The sequence below is a fragment of the Methylocella sp. CPCC 101449 genome (assembly GCF_031921685.1).
GTDB lineage: Bacteria > Pseudomonadota > Alphaproteobacteria > Rhizobiales > Beijerinckiaceae > Terripilifer.
Genome location: NZ_JAPDHU010000001.1, coordinates 199224 through 221955, shown reverse-complemented (window position 1 = coordinate 221955; position 22732 = coordinate 199224). Strand labels below are relative to the sequence as shown.

Genomic DNA, 22732 nt, shown 5'->3' with positions numbered 1-22732 from the left:
TATGTCCGCCTCGAAAACCTATGAAACCATTCTCGTCGAGCGCCGCGATCGCGTCGGCCTGATCACGCTCAACCGGCCCGATGCGCTGAATGCCTTGAACCGCCAGATCATGCTCGATGTCACCGATGCGGTCAGCATTTTCGAGGCTGACGATGGCATTGGCGCGATGGTCATCACCGGTTCGGCCAAGGCTTTTGCGGCTGGCGCCGACATCAAGGAAATGCAGGTGCTCGACTACATGGATGTCTTCAAGACCGATAAGTTCGGTCCATGGGACATTCTGGTGCGGGCGCGCAAGCCCGTCATCGCCGCGGTGGCCGGTTTCGCGCTCGGCGGCGGTTGCGAACTGGCGATGATGTGCGATTTCATTCTCGCAGCCGACACGGCGAAATTCGGCCAGCCGGAAATCAAGCTCGGCGTCGTTCCCGGCATGGGCGGCACGCAGCGCTTCACCCGCGCGGTCGGCAAAGCCAAGGCGATGGACATGTGCCTCACCGGCCGCATGATGGATGCGGCCGAAGCCGAGCGGTCCGGCCTCGTGGCGCGGATCATCCCGGCCGACAAATTGCTCGATGAAGCCATCGCCACGGCCCAAACCATCGCCTCCATGTCCATGCCGGTGGCGATGATGGTCAAGGAATGCGTCAACATCGCTCAAGAAGTGCCCTTGGCGGATGGTCTGCGCTTCGAGAAGCGCGTCTTCCACTCGACCTTCTCATTGGCCGATCAGAAGGAGGGCATGACCGCCTTCGTCGAGAAGCGGAAGCCGAATTTCAAGAACGCCTGAGCCATCAGGCGACGCCGCTGATCAGGTTGATGGCCCGCAGCAGGCCTTCGGGATCGGCGACGCCTTGGCCGGCGATGTCGAAGGCACTGCCGTGGCCCGTGCTGGAAAAGAGCGCCTTGCCGCCGATCGATAAAGCGGAGGCATGGCGCCCGGCGACCAGCTTCACCGGCACATGGCCTTGGTCGTGATACATGGCGACGAAACAGTCGATGTCCTTGCGCCCGAGCATCAGGTCGGCGCCAACCGGTCCTTCCGCTTGAAGTCCCTCGGCCTGAAGACGCGCGACGGCTGGTTTGGTGATGCGCTCGTCGTCATCACCGAACAATCCATCTTCGCCCGCATGGGGATTGATGCCGAAAACGCCGATGCGCGGCTTGGCGATGCCGAGTTGACGTAAGGCCGCATCGGCAGTTTTGGCAGCGGCCACGACGAGATCGGGTGTCAGGCGGCCTAAGGATTTGGAGAGCTGTTCGTGCAAGGTCACATGGACGATGCGCAAGCCGCCGCCGATCAGCATCAGGAACACCTCGTCCTCAGTCAGGCCTGAGAGTTCGGCGATGAGGCCGGGATAGCCGGAAAAGGTGATGCCGGCGGCATTGATGGCGGTTTCATTGTGCGGACAGCCGATGATGCCGCGTGCTTGTCCCGCGCTGACCGCGTCCATCGCGGCGCGGAGATAGGCAACGGTCGCGCGACCGGCCTCGGGATCGACGCGTCCTGGCGCAAAATGCTTGGGCGGCAGCGCTTCGACAGCGAGCAGGCGAATGCCGGCCTTGTTCGACGACGCATCCACGATCGACAGCGTCGGCGCGACGAGTTTGCCGTAATGTTCGACCACGTAACGGTCGCCGACCAGAACGACGGGCGTACCGTTGGTCTCAAGCGCGTGAGCGGCGGCTTTGACGGCGATTTCAGGGCCGATGCCGTTGGGATCGCCGAGGGTGACGGCTATGGGCAACTGGGCATTCATAGCGGGATCGCCAGCAGGGTATCGAAACGGGAACTGTCGCAGACGACGATGCGCTCGACGATTTTCGGTGTCTCGCCCTTGGTGTTCCAGATGTCGAGATAGCGGCCCGTCGCATAAAGATCGGTCGTGCCGTCCTGCATGATGCGCGCCACCATGAACGACGTTTCCGTGCGCAGCCCATTCGCGGCCTGTCCCAAAAGAGCCGGCATGCCCAGCAGATGCCGATAAGCCTGCCGTTCATAGATATTGGCTTCGCGCAGCGCCGAAATCCGGTCCGTCAACATGCCGCGCGAATTGGCGAAGACGACGGAGGCTTCATAGCCATCGCGATGGCTGGCGGCCGAGGTGATGCGATACAGGCAGGCTTCCTCGAAGAACGACGGCCATTCTTCGAGCCGGTCGTCATCGATGCAGCGCGCATAGTCCGATTGGGCGCGCGCGATGGCGAAGAAATGATCGTTGATGCTGGGCATGTGAAATTCAGATTCCAGTATGGGCGCGCCAGGCTTTCCAGAAGCCGCGGATCGAGGCTTCGGTGACGCGGCTTTCGCTGCTTTCGGCGGTCGAACCGCCCATTTGCAAGATGGCCTGTTCGCGCGAGGCCGCACGCACGCCACGCTGCACGAAGCCGCCGACGCAACCGTCTTCCATCGAGATGAAGCCGGCCGGCCCGATCAGATTGGCCTGTTTCAGCCGCGTCAGCCGCTGTTCCGGCGTATCGGTCTCGAAGCCGAGCAAGGTCCAGTGTAGATCCGTGCGATCGGGTCCGCGCGGCACCACCTGACGGATGGCGATGCTGTTCTGGATCTGCTGCAGGACGAAGGTCGGGAAGACCGACAGGATCTGCAAGGTCACATCGTCGTTGAATTCGTCGAAGCCCTGCAACAGGGAGGGATCGGCGAGGCGATATTTGCTGTCGGAGCGAATTTTCTGCTGCGCATAGTCCGCGCTGGCGGTGTTCGTCTTCCGGTCGATGGCCGAATAGCTGATGTGGTGGCCGCCGGTTTCGTCGACGACGATGGCGCCTTTCTGCGACAGGCGGTTCAGTTCGAATGTGGTGAAGAACAGATGCAGGATGCTGGCGTGGTAGGAGTCCTTGACGTTCTCCACATAGAGCTTCCAGTTGTTGGGCAGCACCTGGGTATAGCGCCCCAGCACGACCGGCTTGCGGCCGGCGAGCACGCGGCCAATCTTCGGTTCGATCTCGGGCCCGAGCCAGCTCTTGAAATCGGGCGCATCGGCGCTGAATGAACCGAAGACGAGCCCGTGCAGAGCCGTGATCTTCAGGCGGCGCGGCCCGTGCTCGGAGATTTTGAACTCCGGTGGCATGCCGCCTTTGCCCTTCACGCCCTTCTGGAAGGCAACGCCGGTGAGCTTGCCGGTGAGGTCATAGGTCCAGGCATGGTAGACGCAGGCGAAATCCTTTTTGCCTTTGCCCTTGGCGTCGAGGCAGATCAATGCGCCGCGATGGGCGCAGCGGTTCTCGAAGGCATGGATTGCGCCCTCGCTGTCGCGCGTGACGACCACAGGCGCATCGCCGACGAAAGTGGTGACAAAGTCGCCGCCTTCGGCAATGTCCGCTTCCAGGCAGAGATAGTGCCACACAGGACCTTGGAAAATCGCTTCCTGTTCGCGCGCGTAAACATCATCGCGCTGGAAAACCCAATAGGGAACGCGGGTGAGCCCGTCTCCCGGCCAATTGGGCATTCCCTCCACGGTGCGTTCGAGCTCGGCTTGTTGGCTCATTGTTTTTCCTTGCCTTGGCGTTGCCGCCCCACCGCATATAAGCCTTTGCCATGCTGCCAAGTCAATGTTGGCCGGCGGCCTCAAGGTCATGTTGACAAGGTGGAAACCCTGACTTCATGTCTTGGCGGAAGCCGGCCTGTAAAACGACCGGAAACAATCGGGAGGATGCGTGATGACCCAGCCACAGCCCTCGCGTGCCGTTCCCACCGACGCGCGCGCCGCCATGGAAGCGCTCAACGCCGAGGCCGGCAAGCTGAATATCTGGCTGCGCACCCAGGCCAATGCACCGGCGCAGCGACCTTGGTTTAAGGAGACGGAATTGGTTCCCTCGGGCAAGCTGGCGCAGGGCCGTGTTGCCGCCGCACAGATGAAAGCCTTGCCGCATCTGTGGAGGTGGCGCGAAATTTCGCCCTATCTCGACCGCATCGCCGACGTCGCCCGCACGGCCAATATTTCGCCGATCGAATTCGCCGACCGGCAACAGTTCCTCCTCACCAATCCGGGTCTTGCCGGCCGGTTGCAGGTGACGGCGACATTGCGCTGCGCTGTTTCCATCTACAATTCCGGCGATCTGGCGCCGGCGCATATGCATTCGCCCAATGCCAGCCGCACGATCCTGTCCCGCAGGGGTGGTTATACCACCGTGGAAGGCGAGCGTTGCGAGGCCGAGCGCGGCGACATCATTCTCACGCCCAACGGCACATGGCATGATCACGGCAACGATTCGAACGAACCGGTCACCTGGATCGACACGCTCGATTGGCCCGTCCTCGAATTTCTCGATCTTATCTGGCTTGACGAGGATATGCCGGACGCGCCAGCCAATGCGCGGGTGCAGAAGCAGAGCCTGCCGGCCGGCCATTCGCAGCGCCTCTATGGCCAAGGCGGCCTGGTGCCGCGTTTCGCCACCACCGCACGCGGCATCGGCCATGAAACCAGTCCGCATATTCAGTATCGTGGCAAGGATATTGTGGCCGCATTGACGGCGCTGCGCGGCGAAGCGGGCGATCCCTATGAAGGCGTCTATCTCGACATCGTCAATCCGGTGAACGGCGCTTCCTTGTTTCCGACGGTCGGCTATGGCGCGCAATTGCTGCGTGCCGGCGAGGAAACGCGCTTCAAGCGCGAAACGGCCAGCACGGTTTACGTGGTCATGCAGGGGCGGGGCCAGACGGAAATTGCCGGCACCATCTATGACTGGGAAGAAAACGACATTTTCGTTGTGCCGAACTTCCTGTGGCGCCGTCATGTCAACGCCGGTAGCTCCGACGCGGTGCTCTACACCATGTCGGATGCGCCCTTGATCCAGAAGATCGGGCAATATCGCGCCCAGGGCAAGAACGAGAAGAATGAGACGATACAAATCGTCGCGTGAGGGAGGGAAATATGGATCGTCGCCAATTCAACAGGGCGTTGTTGGCTTCAAGCACCGCCGCTCTATTGCCGGCTTCAGTGCGAGCGCAAGGCGCCGGTAACTGGCCAGCCCAGAGCGTGCGCATCATCGTGCCGTTTCCGGCTGGCGGCACGGCCGACGCACTGCCGCGCTTGCTGGCGGAAGTGCTGACCAATGTCTGGAAACAGCCTGTCTTGATTGAGAACCGCACGGGTGCTGCCGGCAATGTCGGTGCCGAAGCCGTGGCCTTTGCCGAACCCGATGGCTACACGCTGCTCGCCGCGCCGCCGCCGCCGATCGCCATCAATCAGAGCCTCTATCCAAAGCTTGCTTATGACGCGAGCAAGTTCAAGCCGATCACCATCATCGGTTCCGCCACCAATGTGGTTGACGTCAGCAACAAGCTCGGTGTTTCCACCATCGCCGAACTGATCGCCAAGGCGAAAGCCAATCCAGGCAAGATCAATTGCGCCAATCAAGGCAATGGCAGCACGTCGCACCTAACGGCGGCCCTGTTCGAGAGTATGGCCGGCGTCAAATTCAATCATATTCCCTATCGCGGCACGGCCCCGGCGCTGAACGATCTGGTCGCCGGTCATGTCGACGTTTTCTTCGACAATATTTCGCAATCGCTGCCGCAGCATCGCGGCGGCAGTCTGAAGATTATCGGCGTCTGTTCCCTCGAGCGTACGCCGGAACTGCCTGATGTGCCGACGGTTTCGGAATCCGGCTTGAAAGGCTTTTCTGCCATCGCCTGGTTCGCCATGATGGCACCGCCAGCAACGCCTGATGCGATCATCGACAAGATCAATAAAGATGCGGTAGCAGTGATCCGCTCGCCTGAAATTCGCAAAAAATTCCTCGATCAGGCGGCGCAACCCATCGGCAATACGCCGCAAGAGGCGGCGGCTTTCATTGCCAGCGAGGTCAAACTTTGGGCCGGCGTCATCAAACAGGCCGGCGTCAAATTGGGGGATTGAGTGACGGTATTGTCTATGAGCCGGCGGGCTTTTCTGGTCGGAACGTCCGCTGTGGCTCTGGCGCCCGCCATGGCGCAGGAACGGTTCCCCGATCGTCCGATTACGGTGATCGTACCTTATCCGGGCGGCGGTTCGGTCGATCTCGTCGCCCGTGCGCTGGGCGAGCAGATGACTCAGTACCTGGGCCAATCGATCGTCATCGAAAACCGGGGCGGTGGCGGTGGGGCGATCGGCGCTTTGGCCGTCGCCCAGGCCGATCCCGATGGCTATCGCATCGTGCTGGGCACCCAGCAGACCCACGGCACCAACGACGCGCTGATCCCCAATCTGGCTTACAAGACCATCGAAAGCTTCGCGCCGATCTGTGGCATCTGCACCGTGCCGCACGCGCTCGTCGTCAAGCGTGGGCTGAAGGCGCAGACGGCGAAGGAGCTGGTCGATCTGCTGCGCGCTGAGCCTGGCAAATTGAATTACGGTTCGACGGGCAATGGGTCGTCTTCTCATCTGGCCGCTGAATTGTTCAAGCTGAAGACGGGTACGCAGGCCGCGCATGTGCCCTATCGTGGCGGTGCGCCGCTGGTGCAGGACCTCGTCAATGGCATCGTCGATTTCGGCTTTGTCGCCGTCGCCAATATCTTGGGCCAGATCGATGGCGGTCTTGTGCGGGCGATCGCCATTGCCTCCTCCACGCGCATGCCGCAACTGCCTGATGTACCGACTTTGGCGGAAGCCGGCGTCGCGGACGTGGATGCGGACGCCTGGTTCGCCTATTTCGCGCCGGCGCGTACGCCGTCAGAGCGGATCACACGGCTGGCAGGCAGCATCGAGAAAGCTCTGTCGGCGCCATCGGTGCAGGAGACGTTCAAGCGCAACGCCGTGATCACCCATTGGCGGCCGCCCGAAGCGATGCCAGCTTTCGTCGCCACCGAAGTGACCAAATGGGCCGATGTCGTGCGTGCTTCGGCCGCCAAGCCCGATCCATGAAAGCCGGACCTTTGAAAGCTGGCCCCTTGAAAGGAGAATGGCGTGCGGTGGATCAGAGCGTCGCGTGACGGCAAAACATTCTATGGCATCCTGGAAGGCGACCGGCTCGTCGAGATCGACGGAACGCCTTTTGGCGATCATCAGAAAACCACGCGCCGGCACGATCTGTCCACGGTGAAGATCGAAGTACCGGTGATCCCGCCCACCTTCTACGCCGTCGGCTTCAATTACACCGAACACATTCTGAAAGTCGCAGCGCGCACCGGCCAGTCACCGACTCTGCCGACGCAGCCTGATGTCGGCCAAAGAACCAACAATGGTCTGATCGCCCATGGCGAAGCCGTGGTCATTCCCCATGATGCGACCGATGCGGTCCAATACGAAGGCGAACTGGTCGTCGTCATCGGCAAACAGGCCAAGCATCTGTCGGAGGCGGAGGCGCTGTCCTGCGTCCTTGGCTACACCGTCGGCAATGACGTGAGCGAACGGAGCTGGCAGAAATCGGATCGCACGCTCTGGCGGGCCAAGGGGCCGGACACCTGGAAGCCGATGGGGCCTTGGATCGAGACCGACGTCGACCTCGACGCGCTTGAAACCATCGTCAAGGTCAACGGCCAGGAAACGACGCGCTTTCGCACCAATGCCATGCTGTTTGGCGTCGCACGCTATATCAGCACCATCACCCGTTACATCACTCTCTATCCTGGTGACGTAATTTGGATGGGCACCGACGGCACCTCACCCAATCTCAAGGCCGGCGACGAGGTGGATATCGAGATCACCGGCATCGGCCATCTCGTCAATCCATTCGTCGCCGAGCGCGTTTGATCAATTGGCCTTCTTGTAGGGGCCGATCTCTTTAAGCACGTCATCTAGGAAAGATGTGTCGATCGGTTTCAGTGGATCGACGGTGCCTTCGAGCAGGCCCGCTTCCTTATAAACTTGAAAGTCGTTTTTCAGGCTGTCGAGATGGATCGTGCCGTCCGGGTTGCAGAAAGCGAGGGGGAAAGAGCGATAGAAGGCGGGGTCCTTGATCGTCGTATATTCATTGAGAATGGCGATGATCGCTTCCCCCTTCGGCCCGGTGAAATTGCCCTTCGCGTCCAGCGCGTCATTGTGGTCGCGCACGCCGTGCAGGAAGGCCTTGAGAAATTTGCGGGCAACCTCCGGCCGTTCCTTGGCGAATTTGCCGCTGTAAAACAGCACGGCGATCTGATGATAGGGATAGGCCTCGTCGTCGGTGATCACCTTCACGCCATAGCCTTTGGTGACGGCTTCGGTCGTCATCGGCTCGGCCGGCAGCGCCAGATCGATGGCGCCGCTGGACAGTGCCAGCACCTGCTGTGGAAAGCCGAGGCTGACGAGTTCGACGTCGCTGATTTTCAGTCCCGCCCGCTCGACCATTTTATAGAGCGAGGCCATCGCCGCAGTGCCCGGCGCGGAATTGGCGACCTTCAGCCCCTTGATGTCGGCCAGGGTCTTGAAGCGCCCGGAATCGACCAGCGCCTTGCGCACGATCAGGGTCTGGCTGGTCCGGCCGGGCGGGGTTGAAACCTTGTCGGCGACGACGCGCAGATCGATGCCGCGCGCCACCGCATTGTAGAAACCGGCGGAGGTCGCGCCCGCCACCACATCGAGATCGCCGGTCGCCGCCGGCGTGATCATTCGCGCGGCGGAATCAAACAGCACGAAATTGACGTCGAGCCCTTCGGCTTTGAAATAGCCGCGTTTGTCGGCGACATAGAGGCCGATGTCGGTGGCAAGCCGCGTGTAGCCAAGATTGACCTTGTTCTGCGCCAGGGCGGTCTGTACCAAGCCAGTCTGCGCCGCCAGAAGTGCAAGAATGCCAGCCATCAGGCGGCCGGTCGTGCGTATCCACGCCATTGAATTCCCTCCCATCGTTTTGTCCGTTGGGAGGCAGCTTAAAGCATTTTTGGCGCGAAGGGGATGCCGGTCGGCGGCTTTTCTAGATGGCAAGCCACCGTGCGCCTCGGGTTACTCCGGATATTCGATCAGTGGAGATACGTTGTCGCACATACGTTGCAGCAGCCGTCGCGCCATATAGACCTCATCTTCGGAGAAGCCGGCCAGAGTATCTTTCTCCATCACCGCGACTTGAGGCAAAAGGGATCGTACCGTCTGTTGCCCGGCCCGTGTGATGGAGAGCAGAACGCCGCGCGCGTCGGTCTTGGACTTTTTTTTCGCGATAAGGCCGCGTTGCAGCAGTTCGTTGATGAAGCGAGAGGCGGTCGAAGGCTCCATGGAGCTGAGCGTGAACAGCGCGCTGAAACGCAGCGGCGATTGCGCATAAAGCAAAGCCAGAATGCGCCACATGCCGAGCGATAGATCCTGCTGCTTGAGGACTTCGGTGAGGCGGCCCAGCAATCCATTGGCGGCACGGCCAAGGAGATAGGGCACGTTCAGACGGACGTCGAACTCGACGGGCGGTTCCTGTTTTGGGGAGTTCAACGCAACGTCCTTTCCGGTCGTCGGGCCTGGCTGCCGTCCGGGCACGGGATTGAAGGGCAAATTTAATTCCATATTGGAAATAAATATCAGGAAGACGCCGCAATATATGCCGATACAGCCCATAAAATGGAAAATCAGCTTGACTTATATTTTCCATATGGAAATAAAAATGCAACTTAAAAAGCAACGGTCGGGGAGAGAACGCATGCCAGGGTCTTCCCCCGAACATCGGATTTCAAAAGCGGGAAAGCCGCTTAGGCGGCTTTCGGAAAGAGCCGATCGTCCGGTCGGCGATGTGTGGGAAGGCCCTTTTCGCCGAAATCCCTGCGTAGGATGAGGGAAATGTCATGAGTGAACCGAAGATCTATTTCGAGACGGTGGAGGGCTGCAAGACCAGCATCATGCGGGCTGGCTCCGGCGCGCCGCTGTTGTTTCTCCATGGCGCCAATGGCGCCAGCCGCTGGGCGCCGTTCATGGCCGAACTGGCGAAGTCCTTCGACGTGATCGTGCCCGAACATCCAGGTTTCGGCCGCTCCGACATGCCCGACTGGCTCGACAATGTCGGCGACATGGCCAATTTCTATCTGAGCTTCATGAAGCAGTTCGATCTGAAGGACGTCACCCTCGTCGGCACCTCGATGGGCGGCTGGATCGCTTCGGAGATCGCCGTGCGCGATCAGAGCCGGCTGCGCAAGCTCGTCCTCGTCGCCTCCGCCGGCCTGCGCCTCAAGGGCGTGCCGCCGGCCGATCTGTTCCTGTGGTCGCAGGAAGAACTCACCCGCAATCTGTTCCACGATAAGGCGCTGGCCGAGCGCCTGCTCGCCATGCCGGTGAGCCCTGAGGACAGCGACATCGCCGTGCGCAACCGGGTGACGACCGCGCGGCTCGCTTGGAATCCGCGTCTCTACAATCCCGATCTCGAAAAATGGATTCATCGTCTCGATCTGCCGACCCTGGTGTTGTGGGGGCGGCAGGATGCTCTTCTTCCCGTCGCCTATGCCGAACGCTTCCGCGAGGCGATCAAGGGCGCCAAGGTGCAGATTTTTGAAGACTGCGGACACCTGCCGCATTCGGAAAAGTCGCCTGAGTTTGTTGCCGCAATCCGCCAGTTCGCAGGAGAGGCATGATGCAATTCTTTCTCTTCCATCTCATGCCCTATGCCGACCTCGATCTAGCGGCCTCGGACAAATACAAATCGGCCTGGGTGACCTTGCCCAACAGCTACTATGATCCGCGCAAGGGTCACGAGCTGTACAACCGCTATCTCGACGAGCTCGAAATGGCCGAACCGCTCGGCTTCGACGGTATCTGCGTCAACGAGCATCATTCCAATGCCTATGGCCTGATGCCGCAGCCGGGCGTTCTGGCCGGCGCTTTATCGCGGCGCACCAAGAAGGTGAAGATCGCGCTGCTCGGCCGTGCCTTGCCGCTGGTCAACAATCCGGTGACCATCGCCGAAGAGTTCGCGATCCTCGACAACATCACCGGTGGTCGTTTCATCGCCGGCTTCGTGCGCGGCATCGGCGCCGAATATTTCTCCTGGAACGTCAATCCGGCCTTCTCGCACGAACGCTTCCACGAGGCGCATGATCTGATCATCCAGGCCTGGACCAAGACCGGTCCCTTCGCCTTCGAAGGCAAGCACTACAACTTCAACTATGTGAATCTGTGGCCAAGGCCGTTCCAGAACCCGCACCCGCCGGTTTGGATTCCTTCGCAGGGCTCCACCGAGACGATCGAATGGGCAGCACATCCGAGCCGGCGCTACACCTATCTACAGACGTTCTCCCCCGTCGCCGCGCTCGCCAAATATATGCAGCAATATCGCGACTCCGCCGAACGCCAGGGCTGGCAGGCGACCTCCGATCATCTCGGTTGGTCGGTGCCGTGCTATGTCGCCGAAACCGACGAGATCGCCATGCGCGAAGCCCGCCCGCATGCGGAAGCCTTCTATCAAAAATTCCTGCGCATGCCGCCGGAAATGCTGCTGCCGCCGGGCTATCTGTCGCTGCAGTCCATGCAGGGGGTCTTGCGTGCCAAGGCGCAAATGCAGTCAGGTGAAAAATCCCTGGAAGCGGTGATGGAAAGCGGCATGTTCCTGTGCGGCAGTGCGGCCACGGTGCGCGACAAGATCCTGCATTTCCAGAAGGAGATCGGCTTCGGCAAATTGCTCACCATGTTGCAGTTCGCCACCTTGCCGCATGAGCTGGCCGTCAAGAACATGACGATCTATGCCAATGAGGTGATGGAGCCGATCCGCAAGGCGCAGCCGGCCCTGGCCGCGGCGAAATAATCCGCTCTCAAATGGTCGCGAGCTTCACGTTCGCGACCGTGAAATCGATGAAGGCGGGCGCCAGTAGCGGCTGCGCAGCCCGCCAAGGCGAAGCTCGCCCATGGCGTGAGTAAGTCTCGGTTTTGTTACCTGGTAACAACGTACAACCGACCGGTCCCGGCGGCGATCTTGCGATGGCATCGTCGATGCCGTGTCGGTGTCCGCCGCCGCCTGATCACTACAGAAAGCGAAGTTGCGGTTGCGTGGCCGCAACTTTTTGCATCGCCCACTCACATCATGAGAGACCAAATCATCGTAATGATCCCACTGCACAAATCGTCTTGTCAGTGCTAACGGGAATAGTTCTAATGAAAGAAGAGCCATTCTCGGAGGGGATACGATGGCAACCTACCAACTTTCCATCAACGGACAGTCGACAACGGTCGACGTGCAGCCAGACACACCATTGCTGTGGGTGGTGCGCGAACATGTCGGGCTGACGGGTACGAAATTCGGCTGCGGCGCGGGACTGTGCGGCGCCTGCACCGTGCATGTCGATGGCGAAGCCGTGCGCTCCTGCCAGACGCAAGTGTCGCAACTTGCCGGCAAGAAAGTGACGACCATCGAAGGGCTTTCGGCCAACGGTCTTCATCCCATGCAGAAGGCCTGGATTGCCGAACAGACGCCGCAATGCGGCTACTGTCAGTCCGGTCAGATCATGCAGGCGGCCGCTTTGCTCGCCAAGACGCCGAAACCGACGCGCGATCAGATCGTCGAACATATGGACGGCAATATCTGCCGCTGCGGCACCTATTCGCGCATCATCAGCGCCGTCGAACGCGCATCGCGGGAGGGCTGAACCAATGCACGATAATCTCAATCTCTCTCGTCGCGGCGTTCTGGCCGGTGCCGCTGGCCTGTCCTTCGGCTTTGCCTTCAAGCTCGCGCCGCAAGAGGCGGCCGCACAGGCCGGCCCCGCCGCGCTCAACGCCTTCGTGCGCATCGCCGCCGACGGCACGGTCACCATCGTTTCGCCAGCGATCGAAATGGGGCAGGGCGTCAGCACCGCTTTGCCGCTGATACTAGCTGAAGAACTCGACGCCGATTGGTCGAAAGTGGTAATCGAGACCGCGCCGGTGGCGGAGGTCTACAATCATCCGATCCTGCGCACCCAGATGGTCGTCGGCAGCACCACTCTGCGCGGCTATTGGATGGCGGCGCGCACGGCGGGCGCGCAGGCACGTCAGGTGTTGATCGACGCGGCCGCGGCACGCCTCAATGTGCCGGCAAGCGAGCTCACCACCGAGCCCAATACCGTCGTCCATGCGGGTAGCGGGCGCAAACTCTCCTATGGCGAGATTGCCGCCAGCGCCAAAGCGCCGGAGAAGCTGCCGGAAATCAAGCCGGAACAGCTCAAGCCCGTCGCCAATTTCCGTCTCATCGGCAAGGACGTGCCGCGCCGCGACGTGGAAGCGAAGTCGACCGGCCGGATGACCTATGCCATCGACGTGCGCGTGCCAGGCCTGCTCTACGGCACGATTGCGCGTGCGCCGGTGCGCGGCTCCGGTCCCACATCGTTCAATCGCGATGAATTGAAAGCGGTGACGGGGATCGTCGATGCCATCGCGCTCGACCATGGTGTCGGCATCGTCGGCTCGACGGTGGAAGCGGTCTTCGTCGCACGCAACAAGCTGAAAGCGCAGTGGCGCGACGCGCCGGGCTCGAAGACGGATTCGGCCGCTGCCATGCGGACGGCGTTGGAGCACGTGCGCGATGCCAAGACGCAAGGCGTGATCGGACGTTCGGTCGGCGATGCCAACGCGGCTTTCGCGGGCGCCGCCAAAGTGCATTCCAGCGAATATATGACCGACTATGTCTATCATGCGCAGATGGAGCCCCACACCAGCACCGCTTCGGTGACGGCGGAGGGCGTCGAAATCTGGTGCGGCACGCAATGGCCGACCCGGGCGCGCGACGATGCGGCGAAGGCGGCGGGCGTGGCGCCCGACAAGGTGAAATTCCACCTCATGACCATGGGCGGCGGTTTCGGCCGGCGCGCCTTCGTCGAATATGCTGTCGATGCCGTGCTGCTGTCGAAAGCCGTCGGCAAGCCGGTGAAAATGCTGTTGAGCCGCGAGGACGACATTGCTTCCGGTCGTCTGCGGCCGATGACAGCGCAGAAGATCGATGTTGCCCTTGATGGGACGGGCAAGATCACCGGCTGGCGTCATCGCATCGCCGCCGACACGGTGGTGCCTTATCTCTACGGTCAGGCCCGTATGGAGGCGCAGAAAGGCGTCGACCATATCGTCATGGCCGGTTCGGAAATGCCGCATTACGATATCCCGGCGATGACCGCCGAGCATATCTATGAAGAGCGTGGCATTCGCACGGCCGCCTGGCGCGGCATCGGTTCGGGGCACAACAACTTTGCCATCGAAGCCGTAATCGACGAACTGGCTCAGTTGGCCGGTAAGGATCCGGTCGAATATCGCCTGGCGGTGTTGAAAGACCCGCGCGCCAAGAAGGTCATCGAACGCGTTGCCGAAATGGCCGAGTGGAAGCGCAAGCGCGAGGGACGGGCGCTCGGCATCGCCTTCGCCAAGCTGGGCTTGCCGCCGATCGGCTTTTCGGTGGCCGGCACCGTGGCCGAAGTCTCCGTCGATGCGGCGAGCGGCAAAGTGAAGGTGCATCAACTGTGGTGCGCTGTTGACGTCGGCCTGCCGGTGCAGCCGCAAAACGTCGTGGCGCAGATTGAGGGCTCGTTGCTCTATGCGCTGGGCAGCGCGGTCAAGGAGCGCGTGTCGATCAAGGATGGCGCCGTGGAACAGAGCAATTTCCACGACTACGAACTGATCCGCATGTCGGACGTGCCGCAGATGCATGTGGAGATCATCCGCAGCGGCGACATTCCGCTGCCGGTCGGCGAATTGTCGATCTCCGGCACAATCCCGGCGATCTCCAATGCCATCTTCACGCTCACTGGCAAGAGACTGCGCCATGCGCCGTTCACGCCGGATCGCGTCAAGGCGGGCTTGGCGTAAAGTTCCAGACAAAAAGAAACCGGCGGTCGAAAGGCCGCCGGTTTCTCTTTTGGTTTTTCCTGGCGCCTAGCGCGCCTGAACGCTTGCTGCCGTCTGGCCGAAGAGAATCTTCTTGGCCTCTTCCGTCATCGTATTGTCTGAGCGATAGAGTGGTCCTTTGGCATAAGCGGCAACGACAGCCGGGCGTTTCGCCATGACGTCGAACCAACGCTTCAGATGCGGAAAATCTTCGATCTTCTGGTGGTGCCGCTCATAGGGCACGATCCACGGATAGCTCGCCATGTCGGCGATGGAATAGGCGCTGCCGGCCACCCATTCATTCCCGGAGAGTTGCTTGTCGAGCACGCCATAGAGACGATTGGTCTCCTTGGTATAGCGCTCTTGCGCATAGGGAATCTTTTCCGGCGCGTAATTGTTGAAATGGCCGTTCTGCCCGGCCATCGGACCAAGGCCGCCCATCTGCCAGAACAGCCATTCCAACGCTTTGGTGCGCGAGCGCAGATCCGTGCCGATGAATTGGCCGGTCTTTTCGGCGAGATAGACGAGAATGGCGCCGGATTCGAACACGCTGATCGGTGCGCCACCGCCCTTGGGATCGTGATCGACCATCGCCGGCATGCGGTTGTTGGGCGAAATCGCCAGGAATTCAGCCTTGAATTGTTCGCCCGTGCCGATGTTCACCGGCGTGATCTTATAGGGCAGGCCGGTCTCTTCGAGAAAGATCGTGATCTTGTGGCCGTTGGGCGTTGGCCAATAATGCAGTTCGATCATGCGGCACCTCTCGCAAGGAAGATGAACCGATCTTCCTTGCGCGGCTTGAGCGCGGCAAGCAAATTGTGCGTGAGGTTCAGTCGAGCTTGATGCCGGCGTCCTGCACCACTTTGCCCCAGCGCTTCACCTCGGCGCTGACGAACGTGCCGAATTCGGCGCCGTAGAGATTGGGGATTTCGGAGCCGTTGCGCCCCCAGGCGTCCTTGATCATCGGCGTCGCGAAAGCGGTGCGTAGTTCCTTGGTCATATGCGTGATCACATCCGGCGGCGTGCCTTTTGGGGCGAACATGCCGTACCAGGTCGAGACCTCATAGCCGGGCACGCCGGCTTCGGCTGCCGTCGGAACATCAGGAAAGGCCGGCGAGCGTTGCGGCGCGGCCACCGCCAGGGCGCGCAGCGCGCCCGATGCGATATGCGGTGCCGATGAGCCAAGCCCGTCGAACTCCAGTTCGATATGACCGGCCACGAGATCCTGCATGGCCGGGCCCGCGCCGCGATAGGGCACATGGGTGATGCGCGTCTTGGTCAGCGCCTTGAACAGCTCGCCCGCCAGATGATGGGTGGTGCCGCCGCCCGCCGAGGCATAATTCATCTTGTCGGGATTGGCGCGCGCATAGTCGATCAGCTCTTGCAGGGTCTTGGCTGAAACCCGGCCTGGATGCACCACGACCACTTGCGGCGGCTGTGACACCAGACCAACGGGGATCAGGTCTTTCTCGATGTCGTAATCGAGTTTCGGATAAAGGGCCGGGGCGATGGCGTGATGCGCCGCGCCGATGAAGAAGGTGTAGCCATCAGGCGGCGCCTTCGCCGCCGCCGAAGCGCCAACCGTGCCGCCGGCGCCCGCGCGATTCTCGATGATCACGCGCTGTCCCAGTTGCGTGTCGAGCTGGGTCGCGAGCGGGCGCGCGAAAGCGTCGGTGCCGCCGCCAGGCGCGAAGGGAACGATGAAGGTGATTTGCCGGCTCGGCCAGGATTGAGCGTGGGCCATGGAAACGGCGAGGCCCATCGCCAACCCGGCCCAAACAAATTTTTGCACACTCCGAAGCATGAAACGCCCTCCCCCGCGCTCTCCCAGTCCGAGCAAAGCATAGAGTGGAGACCAATGCATGCGAAATTCGACTTTTGACATGATCCGGCGACAAGGTGATACCAGCGCAGAGCAGCAGGTAGTACGATGACGCAAGAGTCTGATCGGAAGTCGGAACCGTCCGGGAATATCCTGGGCTCGCTTTGGCTGCGGGTACCGATCGCCCTGGCGATCGGCCTGGGCGCCGTCGCCATCACCGTCTGGCAATTCAGTTATCTGAACCCAGACCCGGTGCCGCTGACCGAGGCGCAGGTGCCGCAACCCTTGCCCTATGCCTGTCCGATCGCCGGCGACTGCAAATTGCCTGGCGATGACAAACGCAGTGCCGACACGCCGCATTCCGAAACCTCTTCGACGGGCAGCGATCGGATCATGCCCGACAGCAAACCTTGAACGCAGTTCCCATGGCGCAAAACATCTACGATCAACCGCAGTTTTTCGAGGGCTATAGCCGGCTCGCCCGCTCGACCGGCGGACTGGACGCGGCACCCGAATGGCCGGTTCTGCGCGCCATGCTGCCACCGATGAAAGGCCTGCGCGTCGTCGATCTCGGCTGCGGCTACGGCTGGTTCTGCCGTTGGGCGCAAGAGCAGGGCGCAGCCCACGTGTTGGGTCTCGACCTGTCCGAGAAAATGCTGGCGCGGGCGCGGGAGATGTCGCGGGACGATGCCATTGGCGAGACCATTGTCTATGAGCGCGCCGATCTCGAACAACTGGCTCTGTCAGCGGCCGCTTTCGATCTCGTCTATTCTTCTCTGGCCCTGCATTATCTTAAAGATGCCGGCCGCCTGTTTGCCACCGTGCATCAGGCGCTCGTTCCTGGTGGGCGGTTCGTGTTCTCGACGGAGCATCCGGTCTTCATGGCGCCCAGCCGGCAGGGCTGGACGCAGGATGCGGAAGGACGGCGCATCTGGCCCCTCGATCGCTATGCCATGGAAGGCCCGCGCGTCACCGATTGGCTGGCCAAGGGGGTGTTGAAATATCATCGCACCCTCGCCACCACGCTCAACCTTCTGATCGGCGCCGCCTTCACCATCGATCGCGTCGAGGAATTCGCGCCGACACCGGCGCAGATCGAAGCGCAGCCCGCTTTGCAGGAAGAACTTGACCGGCCGATGTTTCTACTGGTTTCCGCGAAGCGCTGAAATTCACCTGCGCTTGCGCGAGGCGGTTCGCGTCAGCTCTTGCGCCGTATCGATGAAAGCGCGCAGTTTAGGCGCCAGGGCGGCACGGCGCGGAAAATAGAGAAACAGCCCAGGCTCCTCGACGGCATGGTGGGCCAGCACCTGCACCAGCCGCCCGGCGGCGATGTCCTCGCGCGCCAACGGTTCGAACAGATAGGCCAGGCCGACGCCGGCCCGCGCCAGCTCCAAGGCTGAGTGGGATTCGGTGACGATGGCGCTGCCGCGCGTTTCGATCGAGATGTCCTTGCCGTTTTCCATCAGATCCCAGCGATAGAACCCCTGGGAGCGGATCAGGCGATAGCCGATGCAATTATGGCTGGCGAGATCGGCCGGGGTGCGCGGCCGTCCGTGCCGGCCGATATAGTCGGGCGAGGCGACGATGATGGCCCGGAACGGCGGCGTGAGGCGCACCGTCACCATGTCCTGCGCGATCATTTCGCCGAGACGGACGCCGGCATCGAAGCCTTCGCCGACAATGTCGGTCATGCGCTCGTCCGAGAAAATCTCGACGCTCACGTCAGGATAGCGTGGCGCCATGGCTGCCAGGATCGGGGTGAGGGCCAGCGGCAGCGCCAAGCGTGGCGCATTGATACGTAGCAGGCCGCTCGGCCGGCCTTTGGCGGCGCGGATGCGCTCCAGCCGGTCACCGATGTCTTGCAACGCGGGTCCTGCGGTGGCGACGAGCGCTTCGCCGGCTTCAGTCAGCGAGACGCTGCGGGTGGTGCGCGCGAACAGGGGCTGGCCGATGCGCTCCTCGACGAAGCGAATGGCATGGCTCACTGCCGAAGGGGTGAGACCCAGTTCGCTAGCCGCGGCGGCGAAACTGCGGCGCCGGGCGACGGCGATGATCACCGGCAAGTGACTGATGAGGTCGCGATCCATTCATGAATATTACTACATAGTGAGTAGAAATAATACAATCTAATCGATGAGCCGAAACAGGGCCATTGTCCAAGCCGTGAACGCCGAGTGGCGGAACCAACGCAATGGAGCCTTGAAATGACCATGACCTATTACACGCTGGGCAACAGCGGCCTGCGGGTGAGCCAATTGGCGCTGGGCACGATGACCTTCGGCACCGAATGGGGCTGGGGCGCCGACAAGGAGACGGCACGCGGTCTGGTCGATACCTATGTCGAAGCTGGCGGCAATTTCTTCGACACCGCCGATGCCTATACGGGCGGTACGTCGGAAACCTGGCTCGGCGAGTTCATCGCCGAACGTGGCCTGCGTGATAAAGCGGTGATCTCGACCAAGTTCACGATGAATTTCACGCCGGGCAATCCCAATGCCGGCGGCAATGGCCGCAAGAACATTCTGCGCGCCGTCGAAGGCTCACTGAAACGCCTCGGCACCGACTATATCGATCTCTACATCCTGCATTGCTGGGATCGGCTGACCCAGCCCGAAGAAGTGATGCGCACGATGGACGATCTGGTGCGCAGCGGCAAAGTCCGTCATGTCGGTCTCTCCGACGTGCCGGCCTGGTATGCGAGCCGGGCGCAGACCATTGCCGAAGGGCGCGGCTATGAACCTGTCTCGGCCTTGCAGCTCGAATATTCCCTGGTCGAGCGCAACATCGAACACGAATTCGTGCCCTTCGGCACGCGCCATGGCGCGGGCATCATGGTGTGGAGCCCGCTGGCGAGCGGACTGTTGAGCGGCAAATACCAGCCGAGTGCCACCGGAGCGGGGCGTCTCGACAATCTCCGCGACAGCGCCAACCCCGGCTTTCAGAAGTTCACTGAACGGAACTGGAAAATCGTCGCCGAACTGGAACAGGTCGCTCAGGCACTTGGCCGCAGCATGGCGCAGGTGGCGGTGAATTGGACGATGACACAACCCGGCATCGCTTCGGTGATCGTCGGCGCCACCAAGCGCGAGCAACTCGTCGATAATTTGGGAGCGCTTGATTTCGAAATCCCGGCCGAACTGCGTACGCGTCTCGACGCGGTGAGCGCGCCGCTTGTGCCATTTCCCTATTCCTTCTTTGGGTCGGAAATTCAGGGCGGCATCACCGGCGGCGAGACAATCGGCGACAAGCCGTCGACCTATCGGCCGGATTTGCTGATGCGCGGTTCCTTCGCGGGCGTGTGATTTACAGCAAGAAACTCACCGATCCCATATGGCCGAGTTCCTCGGCATCGAGAATGGCGCGCCGCTCGGCAATCTTGAGCGCGCCGTTCTCGCGACGCAGCCGATAGCGATATTCGCCGCTGAAGGTGCGAAGGTCGCCGCCGCGCCGGTGGCGGTTGAGGGTGAAATTGGCACGCACCGTAATCTCGCCATCCGCTTCGCTGGCCTTCACATTGCCGATGATCCGCCGCGTGCGGGACGGCGGCCATTCCGCATGGCAGCTCGGGTCCTTCAGGCGGATGATGCGTTCGCGAAGGCGCACGCTATCGTCGGCGACGATGAACAAAGTGGTGTTGTGATTGCCATCGGGCTTGTCGTTAGGCGGTACGAAATAGGCGGCATCGTCGGTGAGCAGAGCAAGCCAATCGTCGAGCTGCCAGCGGTCGAGCAGATCGGCTTCATGAAACAAAAAATCTTCCACTTCCATGCGCAGCGCACTCATGCCGCCGTCTCCATCAAGTCCTTCCAGCGCCGCCAAAACGTGCGGATATGGCCTTCGTCCGTATCAAGCTGATCGTCCTCGCTCTTGTACATGCCACGCGACAGATCGTTCCATGGCGCCTCGCGCCAGGCGGCATAGCCTTCCTGCGCAGCTTCGAGCGCTGCCACGTCATCGGGTGTGGCGAAGCCGCCGGGGCCGTAGAAGGTGAGAAAGGCATGCAGGCGGCGGGCGCGCTGCGCCTCCGTTTCTTCCACCGGCCCCAACGCCCAGGACGTTACCTTCATCAGCCCGGGCGAGACCGGCGTGAAATTGCGGACGGTCACCGACGAGCCGTCGTTGATGACGAGATTGGGGAAGATGACCAGATTGCGGTTGGTGTCGGCGACGCGCGCCGCCCGGGCTTCGCCAAGCCGCGCCACCAGTTCGGCGCGGATATTGTCGATGTCTTCCTTGGCCTCCTCGCCATAAACGGAAATCCAGCGCGCCACCGGCCGGCCGCGATAGTTCGGATTGTCGGTCGTCAGATGACCATTGCCGAGATTCTTGCCGGCACCCAGCGAAGGCAGAAGCGAGCCTTTCGGCCGGCGCATGTCGACGCCGGAATTGCTCATGTAATTGATCCAGGTCGAGTGGGTGGTGATAATGTGATAATCGTCGACCGAATTCTCGACCAGAAGCTTCCAATTGGCCTTGATGTCATATTCCTGCGTGCCCGAGACGATCTCCATCTGGCCGCTCGGCGATTGGTCGACGACGATGTCGATATATTCTTTGGCACCGGCAAGATAATCGCTGAGGGAGACGGCGTTCGGATCGAAATTGATGAAATAGAAATCCCGATAGTGTTCGAGCCGCGGCGCCTGCACGAGGCCGTGCGACGCCTTGTCGAACTTCGGTCCATAGGCATCAAGGCCCGGTCCTGAACGTAGGCTGCCGTCGGTCTGGAAGGTCCAGCCGTGATACATGCAGAAGAAGCCGCGCGCATTGCCCTCCCGTTCGCGGCACACCAGCGCGCCGCGATGCGGACAGACATTGAGCATGGCGCGCACCGCACCATCCTTGTCGCGACAGAAGATCATCTGCCGGCCGGCCACCTTGCGCGTGCGAAAATCGCCGGGATTGCGGATTTCCGATCCATGGCCGATGTAGATCCAGCAGGTGCGGAAGATGACATCCCACTCCTTCTGCAGAATGTCGTCGGAGATGAACACCTGGCGGTTGACAAGAAACTGATCGGCACCGCGATCTTCGAGAACCCACTCGGAGCTGTTGCGCATTGTCTCGCCCTTGGTCCTGCCCTTGTTTTCCGCCATTATCGCTTCCATCAACTCCTCCTGCCAGAACTTTTCGCCGCTAGATTTTTTCGATTTTGGCAATCTCGACGAATGTCTTCCATTGCGCGGCCGTGGCGGCGAGAAGGCCGGCGGCCTCTTCCGGCGAGGCTGAATAGACGTCATTGCCTGACGCTTTCAAAAACTCCGCCGTATCGGGCGATTGGATCGCTTTGTCGAACCAGCCTCTGATCGTCTCGACGATGGGCTGCGGCGTCGTGCTCGGCACCAGCGCTCCCCACCAGGAAACGACGTCGATGCCAGAATAGCCGCTCTCGGCGAATGTCGGTAGATCGGGCGTTGACGCCATCCGCGTGCCGGAACCGATGGCGATGAGCCGCCAGGTGCCTTGCCGCGCGACACCGAGGCCGGCGATGGAATCGGTGATGGCGAAATCGAGCGCGCCGCTGTTGAGATCGTTGATCCAATCGGCCGACGTCCGGTAGTTCACGTTGACGACCTTGAGATTGGCCTTCTGCTTGTAGAGTTCGCCAATCAAGAAGGACGATGTGTTTGATGTGCCATAGGTCGCTTTGTCGCCTTTGGTGCGCAGCGCAGCCGTCAGCTCTTGCAGGTTCTTGTAGGGCGCATCCTTGCCGACAACCAGAATATAGGAGTGGCGGCTCAGGGTTGCCGCGACCTTGAGATCCTTGGTGACGTCGAATGGCGGATTCTTGAACACATGCATGTTGCCGGCGATGCTGGTGCCGGCATGCACGAAAATGGTGCGGCCATCGGGCTTGGAGCGCGCGGTATATTCGGCCGCCAAAAAGCCCATGGCGCCGGGCTTGTTGGCCACCACGATCGGGCCGGGAACGATGGGCGTGAGTTTCTGCGACCAGAAGCGCACCAGCACGTCCGCACCGCTGCCGGGCGGAAACGCGCTGACGAAATTAATGATGTCGCGGCTGTCCTGAGCCCAGGCCGGATGAGACAGCGCCGCAGCGGCCGTGCAAGTGAGAGTCGTAAGAACCTTACGTCGATCGATCAACATCATCCCCTCCCATCGTTGATGTCTTTGTCGGTGCGCACCGGGCAGCGTGCTGGCCCGGCGTCGATATATGTCCATCTAACGGACATAATATCCATTCTAAGCTAGCGAGCTGGAAGCAGGCCGTCAAATTTCGGTCGAC

General features: G+C 61.3%; 23 protein-coding genes. 12 read left to right on the top strand and 11 right to left on the bottom strand.

The genetic code is table 11. The annotated features are described in order from the left end of the window. Window position 1: 1 nt before the first annotated feature. Window positions 2-787: an enoyl-CoA hydratase gene (locus OIM99_RS01015; RefSeq protein ID WP_311848428.1), complete on the top strand. Its 786-nt coding sequence runs from the start codon at window positions 2-4 to the stop codon at window positions 785-787. A gap of 4 nt (window positions 788-791) precedes the next feature. Here the strand turns inward: OIM99_RS01015 and OIM99_RS01010 are convergent, their stop codons facing one another. Genes OIM99_RS01010 through OIM99_RS01000 form a run of 3 tightly spaced genes read right to left on the bottom strand, consistent with a single transcriptional unit; the run spans window position 792 to window position 3503 of the window. Then, entirely contained in the window at window positions 792-1757 is a 966-nt protein-coding gene (locus tag OIM99_RS01010) for a 4-hydroxythreonine-4-phosphate dehydrogenase PdxA (protein WP_311848427.1), read from the bottom strand. Next, on the bottom strand, window positions 1754-2230 hold the full coding sequence (locus tag OIM99_RS01005; RefSeq protein WP_311848426.1) for an aromatic-ring-hydroxylating dioxygenase subunit beta: 477 nt from the start codon (window positions 2228-2230) through the stop codon (window positions 1754-1756). Before OIM99_RS01005 ends, OIM99_RS01010 begins: the two co-directional genes overlap by 4 nt. A 7-nt stretch (window positions 2231-2237) precedes the next feature. Then, window positions 2238-3503 carry an aromatic ring-hydroxylating dioxygenase subunit alpha gene (locus OIM99_RS01000; RefSeq protein WP_311848425.1) on the bottom strand — a complete coding sequence of 422 codons (1266 nt, stop codon included), beginning with the start codon at window positions 3501-3503 and terminating at the stop codon, window positions 2238-2240. Between the two features lie 172 nt (window positions 3504-3675). Here OIM99_RS01000 and OIM99_RS00995 point away from each other — a divergent pair, with 172 nt between their 5' ends. Genes OIM99_RS00995 through OIM99_RS00980 form a run of 4 tightly spaced genes read left to right on the top strand, consistent with a single transcriptional unit; the run spans window position 3676 to window position 7688 of the window. Next, complete coding sequence (locus tag OIM99_RS00995; protein WP_311848424.1) at window positions 3676-4878, top strand: cupin domain-containing protein; 1203 nt, start codon at window positions 3676-3678, stop codon at window positions 4876-4878. An 11-nt stretch (window positions 4879-4889) separates the two neighbouring features. Continuing rightward, window positions 4890-5876, top strand: coding sequence for a tripartite tricarboxylate transporter substrate binding protein (locus OIM99_RS00990; protein ID WP_311848423.1), 987 nt, complete (start codon window positions 4890-4892; stop codon window positions 5874-5876). After that, window positions 5877-6860 carry a tripartite tricarboxylate transporter substrate binding protein gene (locus tag OIM99_RS00985; RefSeq protein WP_311848422.1) on the top strand — a complete coding sequence of 328 codons (984 nt, stop codon included), beginning with the start codon at window positions 5877-5879 and terminating at the stop codon, window positions 6858-6860. A 42-nt stretch (window positions 6861-6902) separates the two neighbouring features. Then, window positions 6903-7688 (top strand): fumarylacetoacetate hydrolase family protein, encoded by a 786-nt coding sequence (locus tag OIM99_RS00980; protein WP_311848421.1) that lies wholly within the window; start codon window positions 6903-6905, stop codon window positions 7686-7688. On the opposite strand, the gene OIM99_RS00975 is transcribed toward OIM99_RS00980, so the two are convergent. Both OIM99_RS00975 and OIM99_RS00970 read right to left on the bottom strand, forming a co-directional pair. After that, window positions 7689-8744 (bottom strand): ABC transporter substrate-binding protein, encoded by a 1056-nt coding sequence (locus OIM99_RS00975; protein WP_311848420.1) that lies wholly within the window; start codon window positions 8742-8744, stop codon window positions 7689-7691. It lies immediately after the preceding gene. 111 nt (window positions 8745-8855) lie between these two features. Then, window positions 8856-9329, bottom strand: a complete 474-nt coding sequence (locus OIM99_RS00970; RefSeq protein WP_311848419.1) for a MarR family transcriptional regulator — start codon at window positions 9327-9329, stop codon at window positions 8856-8858. Window positions 9330-9676: 347 nt separating this feature from the next. On the opposite strand from OIM99_RS00970, the gene OIM99_RS00965 reads away from it, so the two are divergent. From OIM99_RS00965 to OIM99_RS00950, 4 genes are all read left to right on the top strand, one after another. After that, a complete protein-coding gene (locus OIM99_RS00965; RefSeq protein ID WP_311848418.1) occupies window positions 9677-10456 on the top strand; it encodes an alpha/beta hydrolase in 780 nt (259 codons plus the stop codon). Then, window positions 10456-11622: an LLM class flavin-dependent oxidoreductase gene (locus OIM99_RS00960; RefSeq protein WP_311848417.1), complete on the top strand. Its 1167-nt coding sequence runs from the start codon at window positions 10456-10458 to the stop codon at window positions 11620-11622. Before OIM99_RS00965 ends, OIM99_RS00960 begins: the two co-directional genes overlap by 1 nt. Window positions 11623-12001: 379 nt before the next feature. Further along, entirely contained in the window at window positions 12002-12460 is a 459-nt protein-coding gene (locus OIM99_RS00955; protein WP_311848416.1) for a 2Fe-2S iron-sulfur cluster-binding protein, read from the top strand. A 4-nt stretch (window positions 12461-12464) separates the two neighbouring features. Continuing rightward, on the top strand, window positions 12465-14645 hold the full coding sequence (locus OIM99_RS00950; protein WP_311848415.1) for a molybdopterin cofactor-binding domain-containing protein: 2181 nt from the start codon (window positions 12465-12467) through the stop codon (window positions 14643-14645). Between the two features lie 66 nt (window positions 14646-14711). On the opposite strand, the gene OIM99_RS00945 is transcribed toward OIM99_RS00950, so the two are convergent. Next, the gene (locus OIM99_RS00945) at window positions 14712-15416 is read right to left on the bottom strand and encodes a glutathione binding-like protein (RefSeq protein WP_311848414.1); all 705 of its coding nucleotides are present in this window, start codon (window positions 15414-15416) and stop codon (window positions 14712-14714) included. 76 nt (window positions 15417-15492) lie between these two features. Continuing rightward, the gene (locus OIM99_RS00940; protein WP_311848413.1) at window positions 15493-16467 is read right to left on the bottom strand and encodes a tripartite tricarboxylate transporter substrate binding protein; all 975 of its coding nucleotides are present in this window, start codon (window positions 16465-16467) and stop codon (window positions 15493-15495) included. A 126-nt stretch (window positions 16468-16593) separates the two neighbouring features. Here OIM99_RS00940 and OIM99_RS00935 point away from each other — a divergent pair, with 126 nt between their 5' ends. Together OIM99_RS00935 and OIM99_RS00930 are read left to right on the top strand one after the other, a co-directional pair. Then, complete coding sequence (locus tag OIM99_RS00935) at window positions 16594-16899, top strand: hypothetical protein (protein WP_311848412.1); 306 nt, start codon at window positions 16594-16596, stop codon at window positions 16897-16899. Between the two features lie 11 nt (window positions 16900-16910). Next, entirely contained in the window at window positions 16911-17651 is a 741-nt protein-coding gene (locus OIM99_RS00930) for a class I SAM-dependent methyltransferase (protein WP_311850324.1), read from the top strand. Window positions 17652-17654: 3 nt separating this feature from the next. Here the strand turns inward: OIM99_RS00930 and OIM99_RS00925 are convergent, their stop codons facing one another. Continuing rightward, window positions 17655-18572, bottom strand: coding sequence for a LysR family transcriptional regulator (locus OIM99_RS00925; protein ID WP_311848411.1), 918 nt, complete (start codon window positions 18570-18572; stop codon window positions 17655-17657). A gap of 117 nt (window positions 18573-18689) precedes the next feature. On the opposite strand from OIM99_RS00925, the gene OIM99_RS00920 reads away from it, so the two are divergent. Next, complete coding sequence (locus OIM99_RS00920) at window positions 18690-19787, top strand: aldo/keto reductase (RefSeq protein ID WP_311848410.1); 1098 nt, start codon at window positions 18690-18692, stop codon at window positions 19785-19787. Between the two features lies 1 nt (window position 19788). Here the strand turns inward: OIM99_RS00920 and OIM99_RS00915 are convergent, their stop codons facing one another. The 3 genes from OIM99_RS00915 to OIM99_RS00905 are packed head-to-tail and all read right to left on the bottom strand — an operon-like array spanning window position 19789 to window position 22593. Further along, on the bottom strand, window positions 19789-20268 hold the full coding sequence (locus OIM99_RS00915) for an aromatic-ring-hydroxylating dioxygenase subunit beta (RefSeq protein ID WP_311848409.1): 480 nt from the start codon (window positions 20266-20268) through the stop codon (window positions 19789-19791). After that, window positions 20265-21593, bottom strand: a complete 1329-nt coding sequence (locus tag OIM99_RS00910; RefSeq protein WP_311848408.1) for an aromatic ring-hydroxylating dioxygenase subunit alpha — start codon at window positions 21591-21593, stop codon at window positions 20265-20267. Before OIM99_RS00910 ends, OIM99_RS00915 begins: the two co-directional genes overlap by 4 nt. 28 nt (window positions 21594-21621) lie before the next feature. Continuing rightward, complete coding sequence (locus OIM99_RS00905) at window positions 21622-22593, bottom strand: tripartite tricarboxylate transporter substrate binding protein (protein ID WP_311848407.1); 972 nt, start codon at window positions 22591-22593, stop codon at window positions 21622-21624. Window positions 22594-22732: the final 139 nt, after the last annotated feature.